At 63.9% G+C, this 19,192-nt stretch carries 16 protein-coding genes and 2 tRNA genes; 8 read left to right on the forward strand and 10 right to left on the reverse strand.

Annotated elements, in window-relative coordinates; genetic code table 11:
- Nucleotides 1-127: 127 nt before the first annotated feature.
- The 5 genes from KY496_RS24875 to KY496_RS24895 form a co-directional block, all read right to left on the reverse strand.
- On the reverse strand, nt 128-796 hold the full coding sequence (locus tag KY496_RS24875) for a pentapeptide repeat-containing protein (protein WP_219862901.1): 669 nt from the start codon (nt 794-796) through the stop codon (nt 128-130).
- Nucleotides 797-860: 64 nt separating this feature from the next.
- Nucleotides 861-936: transfer RNA gene (locus KY496_RS24880), tRNA-His, on the reverse strand.
- 87 nt (nt 937-1,023) lie between these two features.
- On the reverse strand, nt 1,024-1,881 hold the full coding sequence (murI, locus tag KY496_RS24885; protein ID WP_219862903.1) for a glutamate racemase: 858 nt from the start codon (nt 1,879-1,881) through the stop codon (nt 1,024-1,026).
- 13 nt (nt 1,882-1,894) lie between these two features.
- Nucleotides 1,895-3,430: a fumarate hydratase gene (locus KY496_RS24890; RefSeq protein ID WP_005668663.1), complete on the reverse strand. Its 1,536-nt coding sequence runs from the start codon at nt 3,428-3,430 to the stop codon at nt 1,895-1,897.
- Nucleotides 3,431-3,492: 62 nt separating this feature from the next.
- Nucleotides 3,493-4,095, reverse strand: a complete 603-nt coding sequence (locus KY496_RS24895) for a TIGR00645 family protein (RefSeq protein ID WP_219862905.1) — start codon at nt 4,093-4,095, stop codon at nt 3,493-3,495.
- 252 nt (nt 4,096-4,347) lie between these two features.
- On the opposite strand from KY496_RS24895, the gene acs reads away from it, so the two are divergent.
- Nucleotides 4,348-6,348, forward strand: coding sequence for an acetate--CoA ligase (gene acs / locus KY496_RS24900; protein ID WP_219862907.1), 2,001 nt, complete (start codon nt 4,348-4,350; stop codon nt 6,346-6,348).
- Between the two features lie 239 nt (nt 6,349-6,587).
- Nucleotides 6,588-6,678: transfer RNA gene (locus tag KY496_RS24905), tRNA-Ser, on the forward strand.
- A 166-nt stretch (nt 6,679-6,844) separates the two neighbouring features.
- Here KY496_RS24905 and KY496_RS24910 read toward each other — a convergent pair.
- Entirely contained in the window at nt 6,845-7,309 is a 465-nt protein-coding gene (locus tag KY496_RS24910; protein ID WP_219862908.1) for a T6SS effector amidase Tae4 family protein, read from the reverse strand.
- Nucleotides 7,306-7,710, reverse strand: coding sequence for a Rap1a/Tai family immunity protein (locus tag KY496_RS24915; RefSeq protein ID WP_219862910.1), 405 nt, complete (start codon nt 7,708-7,710; stop codon nt 7,306-7,308). Before KY496_RS24915 ends, KY496_RS24910 begins: the two co-directional genes overlap by 4 nt.
- A 658-nt stretch (nt 7,711-8,368) precedes the next feature.
- On the opposite strand from KY496_RS24915, the gene KY496_RS24920 reads away from it, so the two are divergent.
- Nucleotides 8,369-9,802, forward strand: a complete 1,434-nt coding sequence (locus tag KY496_RS24920; RefSeq protein WP_219862912.1) for a diguanylate cyclase domain-containing protein — start codon at nt 8,369-8,371, stop codon at nt 9,800-9,802.
- Here KY496_RS24920 and KY496_RS24925 read toward each other — a convergent pair whose 3' ends face one another.
- The gene (locus KY496_RS24925; RefSeq protein WP_040777392.1) at nt 9,803-10,336 is read right to left on the reverse strand and encodes a DinB family protein; all 534 of its coding nucleotides are present in this window, start codon (nt 10,334-10,336) and stop codon (nt 9,803-9,805) included. It abuts the gene before it with no gap.
- 478 nt (nt 10,337-10,814) lie between these two features.
- On the opposite strand from KY496_RS24925, the gene KY496_RS24930 reads away from it, so the two are divergent.
- Entirely contained in the window at nt 10,815-11,576 is a 762-nt protein-coding gene (locus KY496_RS24930) for an FxDxF family PEP-CTERM protein (protein ID WP_184234962.1), read from the forward strand.
- Between the two features lie 84 nt (nt 11,577-11,660).
- Nucleotides 11,661-12,482: a sterol desaturase family protein gene (locus KY496_RS24935; RefSeq protein WP_184234959.1), complete on the forward strand. Its 822-nt coding sequence runs from the start codon at nt 11,661-11,663 to the stop codon at nt 12,480-12,482.
- Between the two features lie 3 nt (nt 12,483-12,485).
- Here the strand turns inward: KY496_RS24935 and KY496_RS24940 are convergent, their stop codons facing one another.
- Entirely contained in the window at nt 12,486-13,832 is a 1,347-nt protein-coding gene (locus KY496_RS24940; protein WP_184234956.1) for an MFS transporter, read from the reverse strand.
- A 220-nt stretch (nt 13,833-14,052) separates the two neighbouring features.
- On the opposite strand from KY496_RS24940, the gene KY496_RS24945 reads away from it, so the two are divergent.
- Both KY496_RS24945 and KY496_RS24950 read left to right on the forward strand, forming a co-directional pair.
- The gene (locus tag KY496_RS24945; protein WP_184234952.1) at nt 14,053-15,618 is read left to right on the forward strand and encodes a TerC family protein; all 1,566 of its coding nucleotides are present in this window, start codon (nt 14,053-14,055) and stop codon (nt 15,616-15,618) included.
- Nucleotides 15,619-15,684: 66 nt separating this feature from the next.
- Entirely contained in the window at nt 15,685-17,031 is a 1,347-nt protein-coding gene (locus KY496_RS24950) for a VWA domain-containing protein (RefSeq protein WP_219862914.1), read from the forward strand.
- Between the two features lie 7 nt (nt 17,032-17,038).
- On the opposite strand, the gene KY496_RS24955 is transcribed toward KY496_RS24950, so the two are convergent.
- Nucleotides 17,039-18,115 (reverse strand): biotin carboxylase, encoded by a 1,077-nt coding sequence (locus KY496_RS24955; RefSeq protein ID WP_229520361.1) that lies wholly within the window; start codon nt 18,113-18,115, stop codon nt 17,039-17,041.
- A gap of 251 nt (nt 18,116-18,366) precedes the next feature.
- On the opposite strand from KY496_RS24955, the gene KY496_RS24960 reads away from it, so the two are divergent.
- A complete protein-coding gene (locus KY496_RS24960) occupies nt 18,367-19,185 on the forward strand; it encodes a fatty acid desaturase (protein ID WP_219862915.1) in 819 nt (272 codons plus the stop codon).
- The last annotated feature ends 7 nt before the right edge of the window (nt 19,186-19,192 follow it).

Genomic DNA, 19,192 nt, shown 5'->3' on the forward strand with positions numbered 1-19,192 from the left:
TGCAAGGAAGGCGACTCGAATTTCCTGTAGAAAAGTCACCAATTGTTGCACATCAAGCATTGCCCAGCCGTTAAGTTGGTGTTTTTTACATCTGTCTCACGGTATTGACGCCAAATGTGAAGCGCATTCAGGCCACGCGCAAGCCGAGCTCGCTGACCAGTTCGGCGGCTTGGCGCGGCGTGATCCAGGCGCCCTGGAACAGCTTGATGTCGGCCAGGGTGATGCCGCCCAGGTCGGCTTCGCGCAAGTCGGCGTTGTCGAAGCGCGCCTGCTTCAGGTTGGCGCCGCGCAGGCTGCCGCCTTCGAACACGGCGTCGCGAAAATCGCAGGCGGCCAGATCGGCGTCGCCGAAATCGAGCCCGATGAGTTTCGCCTTGCGGAACGACATGCGACGCAGGTCGGCGCCGACCAGCAGGCAATCCTCGAACGCCAGGCCGAGGTGGGCCGCTTCCTCGAAGCTGGCGCCGGTCAGCTTGCAGCCCCTGAAGACGAGGGAGGCCAGGTGGGCGCGGCGCCAGCTGCTGTTGTTCAAGTCGCAGCCCTGGAAGCGGGCGTCGGTCAGGTCGGCCGCTTCGAAGTCGGCTTGCCGGCCGCGGCAGCGTTGCCAGGTGGTCTGGCCCAGCCTGGCGGCGTAGAACGAGGTCTCGGCGATGCTGCAGCTGATGAAAGTGCAGCTGCGCAGGTCGAGGCGCGACAGGTCGGCGCCGTCGAGGTCGCACTCCTGGAAGACGAGCGGGGCGTGCGGCAATGCCGCTTCGACGTCCGCGCGGGAGAGGGTTTGTTCGACAATCTGCATGCTGATTCTTCGCAAAACAAAAAAGGCCACGTGCCGGAGCAGGTGACCTTTTTCGTGAATTCGGTGGGGTGGCTGATGGGACTCGAACCCACGACAACAGGAATCACAATCCTGGACTCTACCAACTGAGCTACAGCCACCACTGACTTTCTTTTCTATCTCTGCATTGCCGAGACAGAACGAGATTATAAGGGCTTCATCTCAAACTGGCAAATTTAAATGTGCACTCAGGATGCCGGGGCCGGCGGCCAGCCCGCCGGCAGTGGCAACGCCACCTCGTGCACCGGCGGATCGATGCCCAGCAGGCTGCGGAATGCCGCCGTCAGGGCGGTCGCGCTGGCGCTGGTGTAGCCGGTCAGGCTGGCGGGAATGGTGCTTTGTGCGCGTAGCTGGCTGGCGCCGGCCAGCAGGCGCGCGAGCTGGCGCGCCACGGCGTCGCCGGTATCGACCAGGGCCACGTCCGGCCGGCCGGCATCCTTCAGCAGGCGCTCGATCGAGGCGCGCACCAGCGGGTAGTGGGTACAGCCCAGCACCAGCGTGTCTGCTCCTTCAGTGAGCAGCGGCATGATGAAGCGCTTCAGCATCGCGCTGGTGGCGGTCGAATCCAGTTCGCCGAACTCGATCTGGTCGGCCAGGCCGACGCAGGGCTGCAGCAGGAACTCGGCGCCTGAATCGCGGTGGATCTGGTCGCGCAGCTGCAGGAACTTGGCGCCGCGCAGGGTGCGCTCGGTGGCCAGCACGCCCACCTTGCCGCTGCGGGTGAGGCTTGCCGCCGGCTTCAGGCCCGGTTCGACGCCGACGATGGGCATGCCGGGGTGGCGTTCGCGCAGTTCGCGCACGGCGGCCACGGTGGCGGTGTTGCAGGCCACGACCAGCGCCTTCGCGCCTTGCGCCAATAGAAAATCGCCGATCGCCAGCACGCGTTCGACGACGATGTGTTCGGGTTTGTCGCCGTAGGGGGCGAAGCCGGTGTCGGCCAGGTAGAGCAGGTGTTCGTGCGGCAGCTGCGCCTGGATGTGGCGCAGCACCGACAGGCCGCCGACGCCCGAGTCGAAGATGCCAACCGGAGCGTCGGGGAGAGTCATGATTCTGTTCGAATCAAGCGACGGTGACCGGCACGCCTTTCAGCGATTCGATCTTGGCCGACCATTCTTTCGGGCCGGTATTGTGGACCGAGGTGCCGGTCGAATCGACGGCGACGGTGACCGGCATGTCGGTCACGTCGAACTCGTAGATCGCTTCCATGCCCAGGTCTTCGAAACCGACGACTTTCGCGGACTTGATCGCTTTCGAGACCAGGTAGGCCGAGCCGCCGACCGCCATCAGGTAGGCCGACTTGTGCTTCTGGATCGATTCGATCGCCGCCGGGCCGCGCTCGGCCTTGCCGATCATCGAGATCAGGCCGGTCTTCTCCAGCATCATGTCGGTGAACTTGTCCATGCGGGTGGCGGTCGTCGGGCCAGCCGGGCCGACCACTTCGCTGCCGACCGGATCGACCGGGCCGACGTAGTAGATCACGCGGTTGGTGAAGTCCACCGGCAGGCTTTCGCCCTTGGCCAGCATGTCCTGGATGCGCTTGTGCGCGGCGTCGCGGCCGGTGAGCATCTTGCCGTTCAGGAGCAGGGTCTGGCCCGGCTTCCACGATGCGACTTCTTCCTTGGTCAGGGTGTTCAGGTCGACGCGCTTCGATTTCTCGGTGTCCGGGGTCCAGTGCACTTCAGGCCAGGTCGACAGCGCAGGCGGTTCGATATAGGCCGGGCCCGAGCCGTCCAGCACGAAGTGGGCGTGGCGGGTGGCGGCGCAGTTCGGGATCATCGCCACCGGCTTCGAGGCCGCGTGGGTCGGGTACATATTGATCTTCACGTCCAGCACGGTGGTCAGGCCGCCCAGGCCCTGGGCGCCGATGCCCAGCGCGTTGATCTTGTCGCACAGCTCGATGCGCAGCTCTTCGAGCTTGTTTTGCGGGCCGCGCTGGCGCAGCTCGTACATGTCGATGTCTTCCATCAGCGACTCTTTCGCCATCAGCATCGCCTTCTCGGCGGTGCCGCCGATGCCGATGCCGAGCATGCCCGGCGGGCACCAGCCGGCGCCCATCAGCGGCACGGTCTTGATCACCCAGTCGACCAGCGAGTCGGATGGGTTGAGCATGACGAACTTGGTCTTGTTTTCGGAGCCGCCGCCCTTGGCCGCCAGCTTGACGTCCACGGTGTCGCCCTCGACCAGTTCCATGTGGACCACGGCCGGGGTGTTGTCCTTGGTGTTCTTGCGCTCGAAGTGCGGGTCGGCCACGATCGAGGCGCGCAGCTTGTTGTCGGCGAAGTTGTACGCGCGGCGCACGCCTTCGTTGACGGCGTCGGTCACCGAGCCGGTGAAGCCTTCAAAGCGCACGCCCATGCCCACCTTCAGGAACACGTTGACGATGCCGGTGTCCTGGCAGATCGGACGCTTGCCTTCGGCGCACATGCGCGAATTGGTCAGGATCTGGGCGATCGCGTCCTTCGCGGCCGGGCTTTGCTCGGTCTCGTAGGCGCGTGCCAGGTGCTGGATATAGTCGGCCGGATGGTAGTAGCTGATGTACTGCAGCGCGGCCGCGACGGATTCGATCAGGTCTTCCTGGGTAATGACGGTTGCCATGGTGGGAAATCTCTCGTGATGGAGTGTCGGAGTATCGTTATCGTTGTGTTACTGCTGGTGCTTCAGTGCTTGTCGTGATGCGTCATGGTGGTGATGCGGTCGGTCCACGAGATCGCCAGCGCCGACACCAGGAAGGCGACGTGAATCAGGGTCTGCCACATCAGGGTCTTCTCGTGGTAGTTGGCGGCGTTGATGAAGGTCTTGAGCAGGTGGATCGACGAGATGCCGATGATCGCCATCGCCAGCTTGGTCTTCAGGACCGAGGCGTTCACGTGCGACAGCCATTCCGGCTGGTCCGGGTGGCCTTCCAGGTGCATGCGCGAGACGAAGGTCTCGTAGCCGCCGACGATCACCATGATCAGGAGGTTCGAGATCATGACCACGTCGATCAGGCCCAGCACGACCAGCATGATGACGGTTTCGGTCAGGCGTTGCGGACGATTGCCGGACAGGCCGACGGCGTCGATGATGTGGTTGAGCGAATCGACGTTGCCCATGGCGGCGCCGATCAGGTCGACGAGTTCGACCCAGAAGTGGAACACGTAGACGCATTGCGCCAGGATCAGGCCGAGGTACAGCGGCAGCTGCAGCCAGCGGCTGGCGAAGATCAGGTTACTCAGTGGGGACAGCTTGCGGACTTGCTTGCTTGGTTCTAGGGCGGACACGGAAGAAAACTCCAGGGAGGCGAAAATTCAGCTCAGCATTCTACACCGGAGCTTGTCGATGAGGTGGGACGCGCAGCGGCGCGCTCACGTCACTTGCACGCATTGCAACGGCTGGCGTTAGAATAAGTGGGGACAAGAGCGGGCAAGCGCAGTCAATACCGACCCGCCTCAGGGAGTTTCCATGTAAGGGCTCAGTAAGCGAGCCCCCCTATGGTATCTGGCATAACCTACTACATTAATATGGAGACTAGTATGGCCGATAACGAGACAACCCAAGAGCAAACCCAGGGCCTGCAGGAACACCGCGTGTTCCAACCGCCTCAGGCGTTTGCCGACAAGGCCACCATCAATGGCATGGCCGCCTACGAAAAACTGTGCGCCGAAGCCGCCAGCGACTACGAAGGTTTCTGGGCCCGCCTGGCGCGCGAACACCTCGACTGGCACAAGCCGTTCACCTCCACCCTCGACGAATCGAATGCGCCATTCTATAAATGGTTCGCCGACGGCCAGCTGAACGCCTCGTACAACTGCCTCGATCGCAACCTCGAGAATGGCAACGCCGACAAGACCGCCATCATCTTCGAGGCCGACGACGGCGCGGTGACCAAGGTCACCTACCGCGAACTGCACGAGCGCGTCTGCAAGTTCGCCAACGCGCTCAAGTCGCGCGGCATCAAGAAGGGCGACCGCGTCGTCATCTACATGTCGATGTCGATCGAAGGCGTGACCGCGATGCAGGCCTGCGCCCGCATCGGCGCGACCCACTCGGTGGTGTTCGGCGGCTTCTCCGCCAAGTCGCTGCAGGAGCGCATCATCGACGCCGGCGCCGTGGCCGTCATCACGGCCGACGAACAGCAGCGCGGCGGCAAGGCGCTGCCGCTCAAGGCCATCGTCGACGAAGCGCTGGGCCTGGGCGGTTGCGACACCGTCAAGGACGTGATCGTCTACAAGCGCACCGGCGGCAACATCAATTTCAAGGAAGGCCGCGACATCTGGCTGCACGAACTGGTGCAGGGCCAGTCGGCCGACTGCGCACCTGAATGGGTCGATGCGGAGCACCCGCTGTTTATCCTCTATACGTCCGGCTCGACCGGCACCCCGAAAGGCGTGCAGCATTCGACCGGCGGCTACCTGCTGTGGGCCGCGCTGACGATGAAGTGGACCTTCGACCTCAAGCCAGAAGACGTGTACTGGTGCACCGCCGACATCGGCTGGATCACCGGCCACACCTATATCGCCTACGGCCCGCTGGCCGTCGGCGGCACGCAAGTGGTGTTCGAAGGCGTGCCGACCTTCCCGAACGCAGGCCGCTTCTGGCAGACCGTCGAGAAGCACAAGGTCAGCATCTTCTACACGGCGCCGACCGCGATCCGTTCGCTGATCAAGGCCTCGGACCTGGACGAGAAGGTGCATCCGAAGAACTTCGACCTGTCCAGCCTGCGCCTGCTCGGCTCGGTCGGCGAGCCGATCAATCCGGAAGCCTGGATGTGGTACTACCGCAATGTGGGCCAGGAGCGTTGCCCGATCGTGGACACCTTCTGGCAGACCGAGACCGGCGGCCACATGATCACCCCGCTGCCGGGCGCGACCCCGATGGTGCCGGGTTCCTGCACCTTGCCGCTGCCGGGCATCATGGCCGCCATTGTGGACGAGGCAGGCGCCGACGTGCCGAACGGGCAGGGCGGCATCCTGGTCGTCAAGCGTCCATGGCCGTCGATGATCCGCACGATCTGGAACAACCCGGACCGCTTCCGCACCAGCTACTTCCCAGAAGAACTGGGCGGTAAATACTACCTGGCCGGCGACGGCGCGATCCGCAACAAGGACACCGCCAACTTCACCATCACCGGCCGCATCGACGACGTGCTGAACGTGTCGGGCCACCGCATGGGCACGATGGAGATCGAATCGGCGCTGGTGGCCAATCCGATCGTGGCCGAGGCGGCGGTGGTGGGCAAGCCGGACGAGACCACGGGCGAGTCGATCTGCGCCTTCGTCGTGCTCAAGCAGGCGCGTCCGACCGGCGAAGAGGCCAAGAAACTGGCCAACGAGTTGCGCGCCTGGGTGGGCAAGGAGATCGGTCCGATCGCCAAGCCGAAAGAGATCCGCTTCGGCGACAACCTGCCGAAGACCCGCTCCGGCAAGATCATGCGCCGTCTGCTGCGCGTGCTGGCCAAGGGGGAGAACATCACGCAGGACGTGTCGACGCTCGAGAATCCGGCCATCTTGGAGCAGCTGAAGGAATCGGCGTGAGCTACAATCACTGAGCAACCTGCCTGCGCCGGCCCACAAGGCTGACGCAAGGCTTGCCCGCTTACTCGGGAGAGGGGTGGGCATTTTTTTGTGCTGTTGGCCGGGACGTAGGGTGGATGGCTCGTGATCAACAACACTCGGGTTCGCCGTTCAGACGTCCGACACCGTTGTCGGCCTTGTACTGCTGGGAATACTTGCTATAATAGGCGGCTTCGTGGTGTTCTCACGTCGACCCATCAGGAGAGATGGATGAGTGGTTTAAGTCGCACGCCTGGAAAGCGTGTATAGGTTCATAGCCTATCGGGGGTTCGAATCCCCCTCTCTCCGCCAAAACACCCAAAAGCCCCTAGGAAGAGGCTTTTTCAATTCTACCTCCCCCATTTCTACCCACATCGCTAACTGAGCTGTTTCTTGACGCCACCGCTCAGGTTCTCTAGCCACTGCGACAATTCTTGCTCGTCCCGTGCCGATCGTCCGCCGACACCGACTGGCGGAGTTACGTTAGCGGCCAGAACCAGATCGTCTCCGAATCCCAAAAGCAGACTCGAGCGCAATCCTGGAACCTCCCCCCGGGCTTGTGTACGACCAAGTCAATGTGTCCGCCGTGGCCTCCGCCAATGCGAAAGAACGACACCACGCCTGTGCGCGAGCCGATTCCGTTGCGCGCCGCATGCTCACCCTTGTAGACCTCGGGCGCGCCCCACTGCTGCCGCAGTATGTTCGATAGCCTGGCTTGGCCCGGCTCCATGTATCTGCCCTTGAGGACGCCAGCCTTCGCCTTCATGCGTGCGCCAGGCAAACTCACCCCGGCCATGAGCAGGCTATAGCTCATGCGGATCGCACAGGTGTCGTTGTAAGCCTTGTTGTCGATGAGGTCATTCCAGCCAATATCGGCATACAGGTCTTCACGCTTAACGCGGTTGGGATAGTGCATCATCACAGTGAGCAGTGGCGGTCTCACGACGGCCTCCCTTTGATTGGGCACGGATATATCTTGGCCAGGGCAGCCACGACGAGCGGCGCGGCGCCTTTCTTCAACTGCTCCGCTGGCAGTGACTTCATTTGCTCAGCGGCCAGGTAGTTGAGCTCATGTCCAACGTGCTGGCCTGCGGGGCACCAAAGCAGGCCGGCCGTGCCATCCATGACGCCATCCATATAGCCCATCGCGCGCTCACGGCGCATTGAAGCGGCACCGTTGTCAGGCGCGGCCAACATGTCCCGAACGAACTTTTCGCCGGTTAAGGTTGGGATATAGGGTGCCGCGGGCACCTCGACCGGCAGCATGGCCACCAATAGGGCCACCGCGTATGTCGCCGTCTGCTGTTTTCGAGCCATCTTGTCCTCCCAATTCGGAAAGGCCATCGTGACCGATGCGCTGCCTGGGAGAATTGGTTGGCGTCAACATCAGCGCGAGCGCGCAGGAGCCGCTTGATCGAGTCTGTCTCGGTCGGCGCCAGCAGGCTGTCGATCTTTGTCTCGGGATAAATGAACGGCCTGCGCTCCACTGGCCGCGTCATCGCACGGTTGATCACGGCGCGCGGCGCGCAGCGCCGACAAACATCTGCTCCGCATTGGCCAGCCCGATTATTGGCAGCAGGATAGGGGCGAGGTCTGCGCCTACGTCGCAGCTAGCGTGATGAGGCGAACGTCACAGACCTGACCAGCGTAGTTGATGCTCCGCTGCTCCGAGGGCGGTTTTGTAGTGCAGGCCACCCACGCTAAGCAATTGACCCGCAACGGAAAATCAGCAAAGCATAGATAGATTCATAGCCTATCGGAGGCAAACTCACTCCCCACTAGAATTGAGAAACAGTCGGCTGTCACGGGCGGCCAATTTTCTATCCGCGCAACGCACGCCTAATATTTTCCTTGGGAAATTGTTAATGACTGACTTTGAGAGTTGTCAATTTGTATTTGAACAGACCCGACCATGGTAAGGTGGCAAGCACAAGCCCATCCGCCTAAACATACTTCATCCTGACGATGCTCCACTGCGTGAGCCGTTCGCGCCCATAGACACATGAATCTATTCCCGAGAAAATCGCGACTCACGGTCGGTGATAATTCATTTTCTGCGCCAAATTTGCCGATCGCCGCCGCCAACCAGTCGATCAAGCTGCTGCTCGTGGACGACGAGCCACGCATGCTCTCTTCACTGCACGAGTTGCTCCGCCAGCGACATTTCGACGTCGACACGGCAAGCTCCGGCGCCGAAGCGCTGGCATCCCTGTCCAGCACGCGGTACGACCTGGTCCTGCTCGATCTCAGCCTGGAAGACATGGATGGCCACCATGTCATGGACTTCATCAACCATCACTGCATCGAAACCGAGGTCATCGTCATCAGTGGGAATGTCCAGATCGACGCCGCGATCGGGGCAATGCGGCGCGGCGCCCACGACTTCCTCCGCAAGCCATTCAGCCAGCAGGACTTGTTCAAATCCATCGATCACGTCCTGACCTTGCGCCGGCTTCGGCAAACCAACCGCGACATGGCGCATCGACTGGAAATGTCCGAGCGCACTTACCGCTACATTGTCGATACGTCGCCGGATCTCATCTACATGGTCGAACCGGATGGACGGTTCACCTTCGTGAACAACCGGGCCTGTCAAATGCTGGGCTACGATCGCCGCGAACTGATTGGCCAGCACTATTCGGTGCTGGTGCACGAGGAAGATTTCGCCAGGGCGCGTTATGCCTTCAACGAGCGGCGCTCCGGCGACCGGGCGTCGCGTGACGTCGAGCTGCGCATGACGTGCCGGTCCAATGCCAGCCCGGCGCAAAACGTCGACGCATCGATCACCGTATCGCTCAATGCGGTCGGCATGCACCTGGACCATGCGGAACCGGGCGGGGCGAAATACATCGGCACCTACGGGATCGCCCGCGATATCACGGCGCGCAAGCAGGCGGAAGCCATCATCCTTCACCAGGCCTACCATGACGTCCTGACCAATCTCCCAAACCGCCTGCTATTCAAGGACCGGCTTGGCCAGGCGATCCTGCAGTCCCGGCGCAACCGGACCGAGTTGGCGACCATGTTCATCGATCTCGATCGGTTCAAGGTCGTCAACGACACGCTCGGTCACGACAAGGGGGATGAATTGCTGTTGCAGGTGACGGCGCGTCTCAAAGGCTGCCTGCGCAAGGGCGACACGCTCGCGCGCCAGGGTGGCGACGAATTCACCGCCGTTCTTCCCGACCTGCATACCCGTGACGACGCGCGCGTGGTCGCCGACAAATTCCTGGAATGCCTGAATATGCCGTTCGACCTGGACGGAAAGGCGGTGACGATCTCCGCATCGATCTGCATCGCGGTCTTTCCCCACGATGGTGAAACGATCGACGAACTGATGCGCCATGCGGACGTCGCGATGTACCACATCAAAGGGCAAGGAAAGAACGGCCAGGCGTTTTATGCTCACACGATGGAGCAGGGCGGCAGACCGTAGTCAGGGCTCGTCGGGAATCGAAACGATCAGGTCGGTGACCCCGATATCCACGCCCGACTGCGTCAACAGCGTGCTGACCTGACCGCGGTGATGCGTTTGATGGTTGAAGAAATGCAGCAGCAGGCTCCCGAATTTCTTCCGGAACGCTCCACGTGCACTTTTGTACGTGACCGGCTGCGCCAGGTCATCGTCGGAACACTCCGCCGCCAGTGCCTCGATGATCGCATCGAGCCGCGCGCGATGTTCGCGCAGCACCTCGAGATCGTCGCTGTAGATATGCGTCAGTCCGGTGGGCGTTGCGATATCCCGCATCGGCGCCAGCGCGAAGAACGTTGTCGGATGCCCCTGGTAACGTTGCAGCCAGATGGTGTCTCCGGCGACGATGTGATTCAGCGTGCCGAGGATCGAGCCAAAAAAGGCGCCTCGGTGGGCATTCAGCGCGTCCGCAGGCAAGGTCGCCGCAGCGGAATACACCTTGGCATTCATGGACGCGTTATAGGACGCTAGTAGAACGATGTCTTCCCGTGTCGGCATGCTGGCCCCTATCCTTCATCGCTGGTCATTATTGCCGATCGATGCGGGACATCGACCGACTGTTGTTTTTTGGTAGCCCTACTATTAGTCCGCCAAGCTGTGCAATTCGTCTGCCGGCCCGGTCACCATCTCCGTTCTTGCACTGCATATGTAACCTTTAGCCCCGTCCTTCACGAATCGATTTTCCGGTCACAGCCTTGATTACCGGGTGTTACTGCGAAATCTCCGCGGAGCGCATGCCTGCACATCAATGGAAATTGTAAAAACATTTCCCATAAGAAAATATTGTTATCTATAGAATATTGAATTTCCTCAATCATGATTCTGATAGAATAATCTCAGTGCAATAATTCGTGATAGTTATCAATTATTCTCGCATTGAAACGGCGTGGAAAATATTGTCCCGCTCACGTTCAGACCGGCCCAGAAAACGCCGGCGCTTTCTCACCGCCATCCACCATTTTCTGGAGTCCGCGCCATGCGCATCAAACCATTCCTGCTGACCCTGCTGGCCGCCTCGGTACTGAGCACCAATGCCGCTCATGCGAACCTCATCAAGAACGGCAACTTCGAAGAGACCACCAACGGCGGCAACAAGCAGCTCGCCGGCGGCACGTCCACGACGCGCACCGACCGTACTACCTTGGCGTACTGGGAAAGCGGCTATGGCAAGGATGGCCGCTACAACTTCGTCCTGAATGGCGACATCGCCAACACCGACAAGTCCGCGATCTGGTTGAAAGACAAATACCGTACGACTGGCCTGAGCAATGGCTACAGCGCTTCTCCAACCGGTGGCAATTTCTTCGCCTCGGACTGGATGTATTTCCCGGGCCCGCTCAAGCAGCAGGTCAACGGCCTGACGGTGGGCGACACCTATACGCTGACTTTCGATTTCGCGCTGGCCCAGCAGGTCATCGAGACCGGCGCCAACAATAACAATTACTGGGAAGTCGATTTCGGCGGCGTCAAGCAACAGTCCGAACTGCTGAGCATCGTCGACAGCGGCTTCAGCGGCTGGAAGACCGCCACCATGACTTTCACCGCCACCAGCGCCAGCGAATGGCTGAGCTTCCTGGTGCACGGCAGCGGCGCCGGCGCGCCGCCGTTCATGCTGCTGGATAACGTCGCCCTGAATGCCGAAGTGCCGGAACCGGCAACCCTTGGCATGCTGCTGGGCGGCCTCGGCCTGATTGGCTTCACGGCCCGCCGCCGCAGCCGTAGCGGCGGCCAGGCCTGATACGCCAATCCACCGGCTGCAGTCCTCTGCAGCCGGGCGCCGCCGGTCCGGCGACAACTTCCGCATCGCGCCACCGTTTCCACCATGAACGTCACCTTCGCCGAATTCGCCATGACCGCGCTGCGGCTGTGCATCTGGCTCGTGCTGCTGACGGCGCTGTTCGTCCCGCTCGAGCGCTGGTTCGGCGTGCGCCACGAGCAGCCGAATTCCGAGCTGCGCCACAATCTGGCCTATTACTTCATCAGCAGCCTGGTGCCCGTCGTGGTGCTCTCGGTGCCGATGGCGCTGCTGGCCTCCGCTGCCCATTACCTGGTGCCGGCCGCGCTCAAGACGGCCGTGGCCGACCTGCCGCAGGCGCTGCGCATTGGCCTGGCCTTCGTGATCGCCGAAACGGGCTTTTATTGGGGACACCGCCTCAGCCACGAAATTCCCTGGCTATGGCGCTTCCACGCGCTGCATCACAGCACCGAGCGCATGCACTTCCTGGCCAATACCCGCAGCCATCCGGTCGACATGGTGATCACCCGGCTGTTCGGCCTGGTGCCCTTGTACGTCATCGGCCTGGCCAGCCCGGGCATGGCCGGCAGCGGCACGCCGGCGCTCTTGATCGCGCTCGGCATCGTGTGGGGTTTCTTCATCCACGCCAACCTGCGCTGGCGTTTCGGGCCGCTGGAATGGCTGGTGACGACGCCGGCCTTCCACCACTGGCACCACAGCCGCCACGACCACATCAACCGTAACTACGCGTCGACCTTGCCGTTCCTGGACCGCGTGTTCGGCAGCCACTACCTGCCGAAGAGTTGGCCGGCCGAGGTCGGAACCGACACGCCGTGCCCGCCCACGCTGGGCGGCCAGCTGCTCGAGCCGATGCTGCCGGCGCGCAAGGGGGCGCCGGTCGCCGATTGAACGCTACGCCGGCTGCTTGCCGGCGCGTTCCGCGGCCAGCTTGACCAGCAGCGCCAGCGTGGCCACGATCCCCGCCAGCGCCACGACGCCGAAGATCCCCTCGATCCCGAAGCGCAGCCGCGCCAGTTCCGCCACCAGGAACGAGCCCGCGATCCCGCCCAGCCGCCCGATGCCCATCATCCAGGCCACGCCGGTCGCGCGGCCGCGGGTCGGATAGAAGGCTGCCGCCAGCGCCGGCAGCGACGCCTGCGCGGTGTTCATCGCCAGCCCGGCCCCCAGCACCACCGCCATCAGCAGCGCAAGATCGTGGGCGCTCTGGCCGATGGCGAAGATGGTGGCGGCGGTCAGCGCGAAGCAGGCCGCGATCACGGCGTTGGCGTTGTAGCGGTCCATCAGCCAGCCGGCCAGCACCGCGCCCACGCCGCCCAGCGGGAACAGGGCCGAGACCAGGGTCGCGTCCTTGGCCGACAGGCCGGCGTCGCGCAGCAGCAGCGGCATCCAGTTGATCAGCGCGTAGAAGATCACCAGCCCCATGAAATAGGTCAGCCACAGCATCAGGGTGCCGACCACGTAGGGCCGCGACAGGATCACCTGCATGCCGCCGCCGGCTTGGTCCGCCGGGGCGGCCTCGCGCGTCACGAAGGCGTGCGCAGCGTCGGCGCTTGGCGAGACGTGGCGCAGGATGGCGCGGATGCGTTCGTGGCCGGCGCCGCGCGCGACCAGGAAGCGCACCGATTCCGGCAGCAGCAGGATGATCAACAGGCCCGCCAGCAGCGGCGCCAGGCCGCCCAGCAGCAGCACGCTGCGCCAGCCCCACAGCGGAATCATCCAGGCCGCGAGAAAGCCGCCCAGCGCGGCGCCGAGCGGGAAGCCGCAGAACATCGCATTGGTGAGCAGGGCGCGCTTGCGGTCGGGGCAGAATTCGCTCATCAGGGTTACCGCGTTCGGCATCGCCGCGCCCAGTCCCAGCCCGGTGATGAAGCGCAGGATGGCCAGTTCGGTGACGCCGCTCGCGAACGCCGACCAGGCGCAGGCGGCGCCGAACAGCAGCACCGACAGCGCCAGCACCAGCTTGCGCCCGACCCGGTCCGACAGCGGGCCGGCCGCCATGGCGCCGGCGGCCAGGCCGAACAGCGCGGCGCTGAGCACCGGCGCCAGGGCGGGGCGCGTCACGCCCCAGTCCTGCACCAGCGAAGGGGCGATGAAGCCGATCGCCGCGGTGTCGAAGCCATCGAGCAGCACGATCACGAAGCACAGGCCGAAGATCAGCCATTGATAGGGCGAGAAGCGGTGTGCGTTCAGGAAGTCCTGGACGTTGACGGCGCCGTCGGCGCGGCCGTGGTGCTGCATGGTGGTTCTCCGTTATTGTTATCGCCGGGTGCATGCGGCCAGGCCGGACTCTACACCGAATCGGTCGGCAAGGCGACGGTTCGCGGCGCTGCGCCCGACTGTTCGCACTCCACCCGCCGCACCTGTCGAGCGCGATGGTGGGCGCCCTGGCGCCGCCAGTTCTCCCCCGATGCCGACACGATCGCGTACAATGCCCCTTCCTTAACTACAAAACTCTCCAATGGAATGGCTACTTGACCCGAATATATGGGTCGGCTTGCTCACCCTCGTCGTGCTCGAGATCGTCCTGGGCATCGACAACCTGATCTTCATCGCCATCCTGGCGGACAAACTTCCCCCGCACCAGCGCGACAAGGCACGACTCCTCGGCCTGTCCCTCGCCATGATCATGCGCCTTGGCCTCCTCACGATGATCTCGTGGCTGGTCACGCTCACCGCACCCTTGTTCTCCATCGGCGCCCTGTCGTTCTCGGGGCGCGACCTGATCCTGCTGATCGGCGGCATCTTCCTGCTCGCCAAGGCGACCATCGAACTGCACGAGCGCGTCGAAGGCAAATCGCATGTCCAGAGCGGCAAGCGCGAATACGCGAGCTTCGCCGCCGTGGTGGCGCAGATCATCGTGCTCGACGCCGTGTTCTCGCTCGACGCCGTGATCACCGCGGTCGGCATGGTCGAACAGCTCGGCGTCATGATGGCCGCCGTGATCATCTCGATGGGCGTCATGCTGTTCGCATCGAAGCCGCTGACGCGCTTCGTCAACGCCCATCCGACCGTCGTCGTGCTGTGCCTGTCCTTCCTGTTGATGATCGGCCTCTCCCTGATCGCCGAAGGCCTGGGCTTCCACATCCCGAAGGGCTACCTGTACGCCGCGATCGGTTTCTCGGTGGTGATCGAGTTCTTCAACCAGCTGGCGCGCCGCAACTTCATCAAGCAAGAGGCGCACATCCCGCTGCGCGACCGCACCGCCGACGCCGTGCTGCGCCTGCTGGGCAGCAAGCGCGGCGCCGACCACCATGACGAGCCGGAAGCCGAGGCGCAGGCCGCCGAGGTACCGGCGTTCGAGGCCGAGGAGCGCAATATGGTCAGCGGCGTGCTGAGCCTGTCGCAGCGTTCGGTGCGCTCGATCATGACCAACCGCTCGGAGATCTCGTGGATCAATATCGAGGATGACGCCGACACCATCCGCGCCCAGTTGCTGGCCACGCCGCACGGCTTCTTCCCGGTGTGCCGCGGCCAGCTCGACGAAGTGATCGGCGTGGCGCGCGCCAAGGACCTCATCGCCGACCTGACCCAGTCGGGCGCGATCGACCAGGCCCATATCCGCGCGCCGATCATCATGCCCGACGCCAGCGGCGTGCTGAAGGTGATGGACCGCCTCAAGCGCTCGCATGGCCAGCTGGTGATCATCGCCGACGAATACGGCACCCTGCAGGGCCTGGTGACGCCGATCGACATCCTGGAAGCGATCGCCGGCGAATTCCCCGACGAGGACGAGCAGCCGGTGGTGCAGGAGCTCGGACCGGGCCGCTGGCGCGTCGACGGCACCGCCGACCTGCACTACCTGGAGCAGGTGCTCGAGGTGGACGCCCTGGTGGGCGACACCGACGACTACACCTCGCTGGCGGGCCTGATGCTGGAACGCTTCGGCACCCTGCCGAAAGTGGGCGACGCGGTCGAGATCGAAGGTTTCCGGTTCGAGGTGGCGCAGGTGCTGGAGCGCCGCATCGCGACCGTGATCGTCAGCCGTGTCGACGACGGGTACGACCAGCCGCTGGACAAAGGCTGAGCGAACGGTAATATCGCAGGGTGGACGGATGTTCCGTCCACGCGTTCAACCTGACTGGAGGGAGCTATGAAACAGCTGGAACGCGGCGAGCGCCTGCCTCTGGCGCAATCGGCTCCCGACGGTGTCCTGCAGGCCGGCCTCTCGGCCCAGGGCCTGGCGCTGGACTTTGCCTGCTTCGCGCTCGACGCCGGCGGCAAGCTGGCCGACGAGCGCTACATGACCTTCTTCAACCAGCCGGCGACACCCTGCGGCGGCGTGGCGCAAGCCAGCGTTGGCGCCGATAGCCGAGGTTTCAGCTTCAGGCTCGCCAGCCTGCCGGCCTGGGTCGAACGGCTCAGCATCGTGGCCAGCACCGACGGCGGCGCGCTCATGGCGCAGTTGCAGGCAGGTAGCCTGCGCCTCGCCGGTCCGCAGGGTGAATTCGCGCGCTTCGACTTCAGTGGCCGCGATTTCGTCGGCGAGAAGGCGGTCATGCTGGGCGAGCTGTATCGCAAGGACGGCGGCTGGCGCTTCATGGCGGTCGGCCAGGGCTTCAATGGCGGCTTGGACGCCCTGGTGCGGCATTTCGGCGGCGCGGTGGCCGATGAAACGCCGCCGCCTGCGCCACCGGCGCCCGCCCCGGCCCCGGCCTTACCGCGCGCCGCGGCGGTCGACCTGGAAAAGCGCGTCGCGCAAGCCGCGCCGCAGTTGGTCAACCTGGTCAAGTCGGCGGCGGTATCGCTCGAAAAGGCCGGCCTGGCGCAGCACCGGGCCAAGGTCTGCCTGGTGCTGGACATCTCGGGTTCGATGAGCACCTTGTACCGCAAGGGCCTGGTGCAGCAGTTCGCCGAGCGCATCCTGGCGCTGGGCTGCCGCTTCGACGACGACGGCGAAATCGACGTCTTCCTGTTCGGCCGCAACGTGCACCACGGCGCGCCGATGGGCCTCTCGAACTGGTCGAACTACATCAAGCGCATCATCGACAAGCATCCGCTCGAGGGCGACACCCGCTACGGCGCCGCGATCGAGGCCGTGCGCCGGCATTACTTTCCGGATGACGGGGGCGGCGAGCGCAAGGCCCCGGTCAAGGCCGAGGTGCCGGTGTACGTGATGTTCGTGACCGATGGCTCGACCTCGGACAAGCCGCTGACCGAGCGCCAGCTGCGCTGGGCCAGCCGCGAACCGATCTTCTGGCAGTTCATGGGCATCGGCAAGGGCCGCAAATCGAAAGCCAGGGCCCTGGCTAACTTCGCCGACTCGGACTTTCCGTTCCTGGAAAAGCTGGACGAACTCGATGGCCGCCTGATCGACAACGCCGACTTCTTCTCGGTGGCCTCGCCCGACGAGCATTCGGACGGCGCGCTGTACGACCTCCTGATGAACGAATACCCGCAGTGGGTGAGACAGGCGCGCCAGCGCGGCCTGATCGTTTGAACATGCGCTAGGCGCGCCAGGCCCCGTCGAGCATGCGCAGCAGCAGATCGGCGTAATCCCAGCCGACGGCGCGCGCCGCGATGGCGCTCAGGCTGTCCTGGTCGTCGCGTCCGGGGCGACCGGCGCCGGTCATGTTCGGCTTCATGTTCTGGTCGAACAATCGCAGCACGCCGTCGGCGCCGGCGCGGCAATCGATGCGGATCGGCGAGCGCGCCCCGACCAGCCTGGCGGCCGTCACGCAGGCTTCCAGCATGGCGCTCACTTCGCAAGCGGCCTGTTCTTCGCGCGACAGCGCGCGGCTGTTGGTGCTGACGGCAACGACGCCGTTGTAGGGCGCGACGCCGTTCTCGTGATTGAAGCGCAGCACCGGGGGCAGGGCCCACGGCGCGTCTCCCGGCATGACCGTCACCGTCATCTCGGCGCCCGCCAGGAACTGCTCCACGATCAGCTCATCGCCGAAGCGCCCGGACGCGACCAGCCCGGCCGCCGTCACCATGCACGCCGCATGGTCGTCGACCCGGGTGACGCCCTGGCTGCCGCGTCCGCGCACCGGCTTGACCACCAGCGGAAAATCCAGTCCAAGCGCCGCCAGTGCCGCAGGCGTGAGCGACGCCAGCGCGTGCACGCCCGGCCGCGCCTGCGGCGCCGCCAGGATCGATGCCGCCACCGGCAGGCCGGCCGCGCGCAGCCTGGCATTGGTGGCGAACTTGTCGTCCGCTTCCTGCATCGCCGCCGGCAACTGGCCGACGATCCAGCAGCGCTCCATGACCGCTTCGAGCGGATGGCCGGCGAACAGCACCGTGTTTGCCCACAGCAGGGTGGCGCCGGCCGCGCGCGCGGCGGCGATGCCTTCCGGGGTGTCGGGAAACACCCAGTCCAGGTCGCGCGCCGGATCCGGGCTGGCCTGCGGCGTCGCCACCTTCACGCCCGCCATGCGCAGCGCATGGGCGATATCGGCCCCGCTGTCGGCATAGCCGCCGGGCTTGGGATCCTTGCGGATGCCGTCGATGACCGGCGGCGGCATGGCCTGGTAGAGCAGGGCGACGGTGAGTTCGCGCGGATTCGGGCAGCGGGTGAAGGCCATGACATGGGTGCCGTTCTGGCATCGTTCGATCAGGTTCCAGCATAACCGATCGTCAATGATGCCGCCTGACGGGCACATTCATGGAGAAGATGACCATGGATCGTGTTCGTCATCGTGGCAGCAATTGAAGGGTAAACTGAAGGGTAAACACCGCTCTTATCATCGATTCGAACCGGTCCGGCGCACGTTATTCTCTCTGCAATATCAGGACACCCATCGTCCTGATCAACACAACAACAGGGAGAAATGCCGTGTTCGAAGGATTCATCCAGCTCAGTCCCATGGGCGTCGCGCTGGCCATGGCGGGGTCGTACATCATGACCGTCTTCGCCAGCGAGCTGTATCTGCACCGTTCACGCAGCCACCGCGCCGTGACCTTCCATCCGATCCTGTGCCAGGCGTTTCGCATGTGGATCTGGCTGACGACTTACGGCGTCACCGCCAAGACCTGGGTCGCGGTGCACCGCAAGCATCACGCCAAGTGCGATACCGAGGAAGATCCGCACAGCCCGCGCATCCACGGCCTGTGGACCATCCTGGGCAAGGGCACCCTCCTGTACCGCAAGGCGGCGCGCGACGCCGACCTGGTGAAAGCCTATGGCGTCGGCATCAAGGAAGACTGGATGGACGAGCATCTGTATACCAGGCACCGCTTCCGTGGCGCGCTGTTCTTCCTGGCGGTCGAACTGCTGGTGTTCGGCCCCGTGAACGGCTTCCTGATCTGGCTGTTCCAGCTGTCGATCCTGCCGTTCTGGGCGTCGGGCTTCATCAACGGCATCTTCCACGTGGTGGGCTATCGCAATTTCGAGACCAAGGAAGATTCGCGCAACTTCTTCCCGATCGGGATCATCTTCGGCGGCGCCGAGCTGCACAACAACCACCACGCCAACCCGGCTTCGGCCAAGCTGTCGATGAAGTGGTGGGAATTCGACTTGGGCTACCTGGTGCTGCGCGTGCTGGCCTTCCTGCGCCTGGCGAAGATCAACCATGTCGACCGCCTGCCGGCCGGCGCCGACGGTCCCCGACAGCCGCGCATGCGCCGCCACGCCGCCGGCGCCGCCGGCCAGTAAGCCTTAT

Source organism: Massilia sp. NP310 (assembly GCF_019443485.1).
In the GTDB taxonomy this organism is placed as follows: domain Bacteria; phylum Pseudomonadota; class Gammaproteobacteria; order Burkholderiales; family Burkholderiaceae_D; genus Telluria; species Telluria timonae.

Coding starts and splice junctions, on each gene's coding strand:
- KY496_RS24950 (WP_219862914.1), top strand. CDS start 15,685: ATGAAACAGCTGGAACGCGGCGAGCGCCTGCCTCTGGCGCAATCGGCT.
- KY496_RS24930 (WP_184234962.1), top strand. CDS start 10,815: ATGCGCATCAAACCATTCCTGCTGACCCTGCTGGCCGCCTCGGTACTG.
- KY496_RS24920 (WP_219862912.1), top strand. CDS start 8,369: ATGAATCTATTCCCGAGAAAATCGCGACTCACGGTCGGTGATAATTCA.
- KY496_RS24915 (WP_219862910.1), bottom strand. CDS start 7,710: ATGGCCTTTCCGAATTGGGAGGACAAGATGGCTCGAAAACAGCAGACG.
- KY496_RS24925 (WP_040777392.1), bottom strand. CDS start 10,336: ATGCCGACACGGGAAGACATCGTTCTACTAGCGTCCTATAACGCGTCC.
- acs (WP_219862907.1), top strand. CDS start 4,348: ATGGCCGATAACGAGACAACCCAAGAGCAAACCCAGGGCCTGCAGGAA.
- KY496_RS24875 (WP_219862901.1), bottom strand. CDS start 796: ATGCAGATTGTCGAACAAACCCTCTCCCGCGCGGACGTCGAAGCGGCA.
- KY496_RS24940 (WP_184234956.1), bottom strand. CDS start 13,832: ATGCAGCACCACGGCCGCGCCGACGGCGCCGTCAACGTCCAGGACTTC.
- KY496_RS24955 (WP_229520361.1), bottom strand. CDS start 18,115: ATGGCCTTCACCCGCTGCCCGAATCCGCGCGAACTCACCGTCGCCCTG.
- KY496_RS24935 (WP_184234959.1), top strand. CDS start 11,661: ATGAACGTCACCTTCGCCGAATTCGCCATGACCGCGCTGCGGCTGTGC.
- KY496_RS24890 (WP_005668663.1), bottom strand. CDS start 3,430: ATGGCAACCGTCATTACCCAGGAAGACCTGATCGAATCCGTCGCGGCC.
- murI (WP_219862903.1), bottom strand. CDS start 1,881: ATGACTCTCCCCGACGCTCCGGTTGGCATCTTCGACTCGGGCGTCGGC.
- KY496_RS24945 (WP_184234952.1), top strand. CDS start 14,053: ATGGAATGGCTACTTGACCCGAATATATGGGTCGGCTTGCTCACCCTC.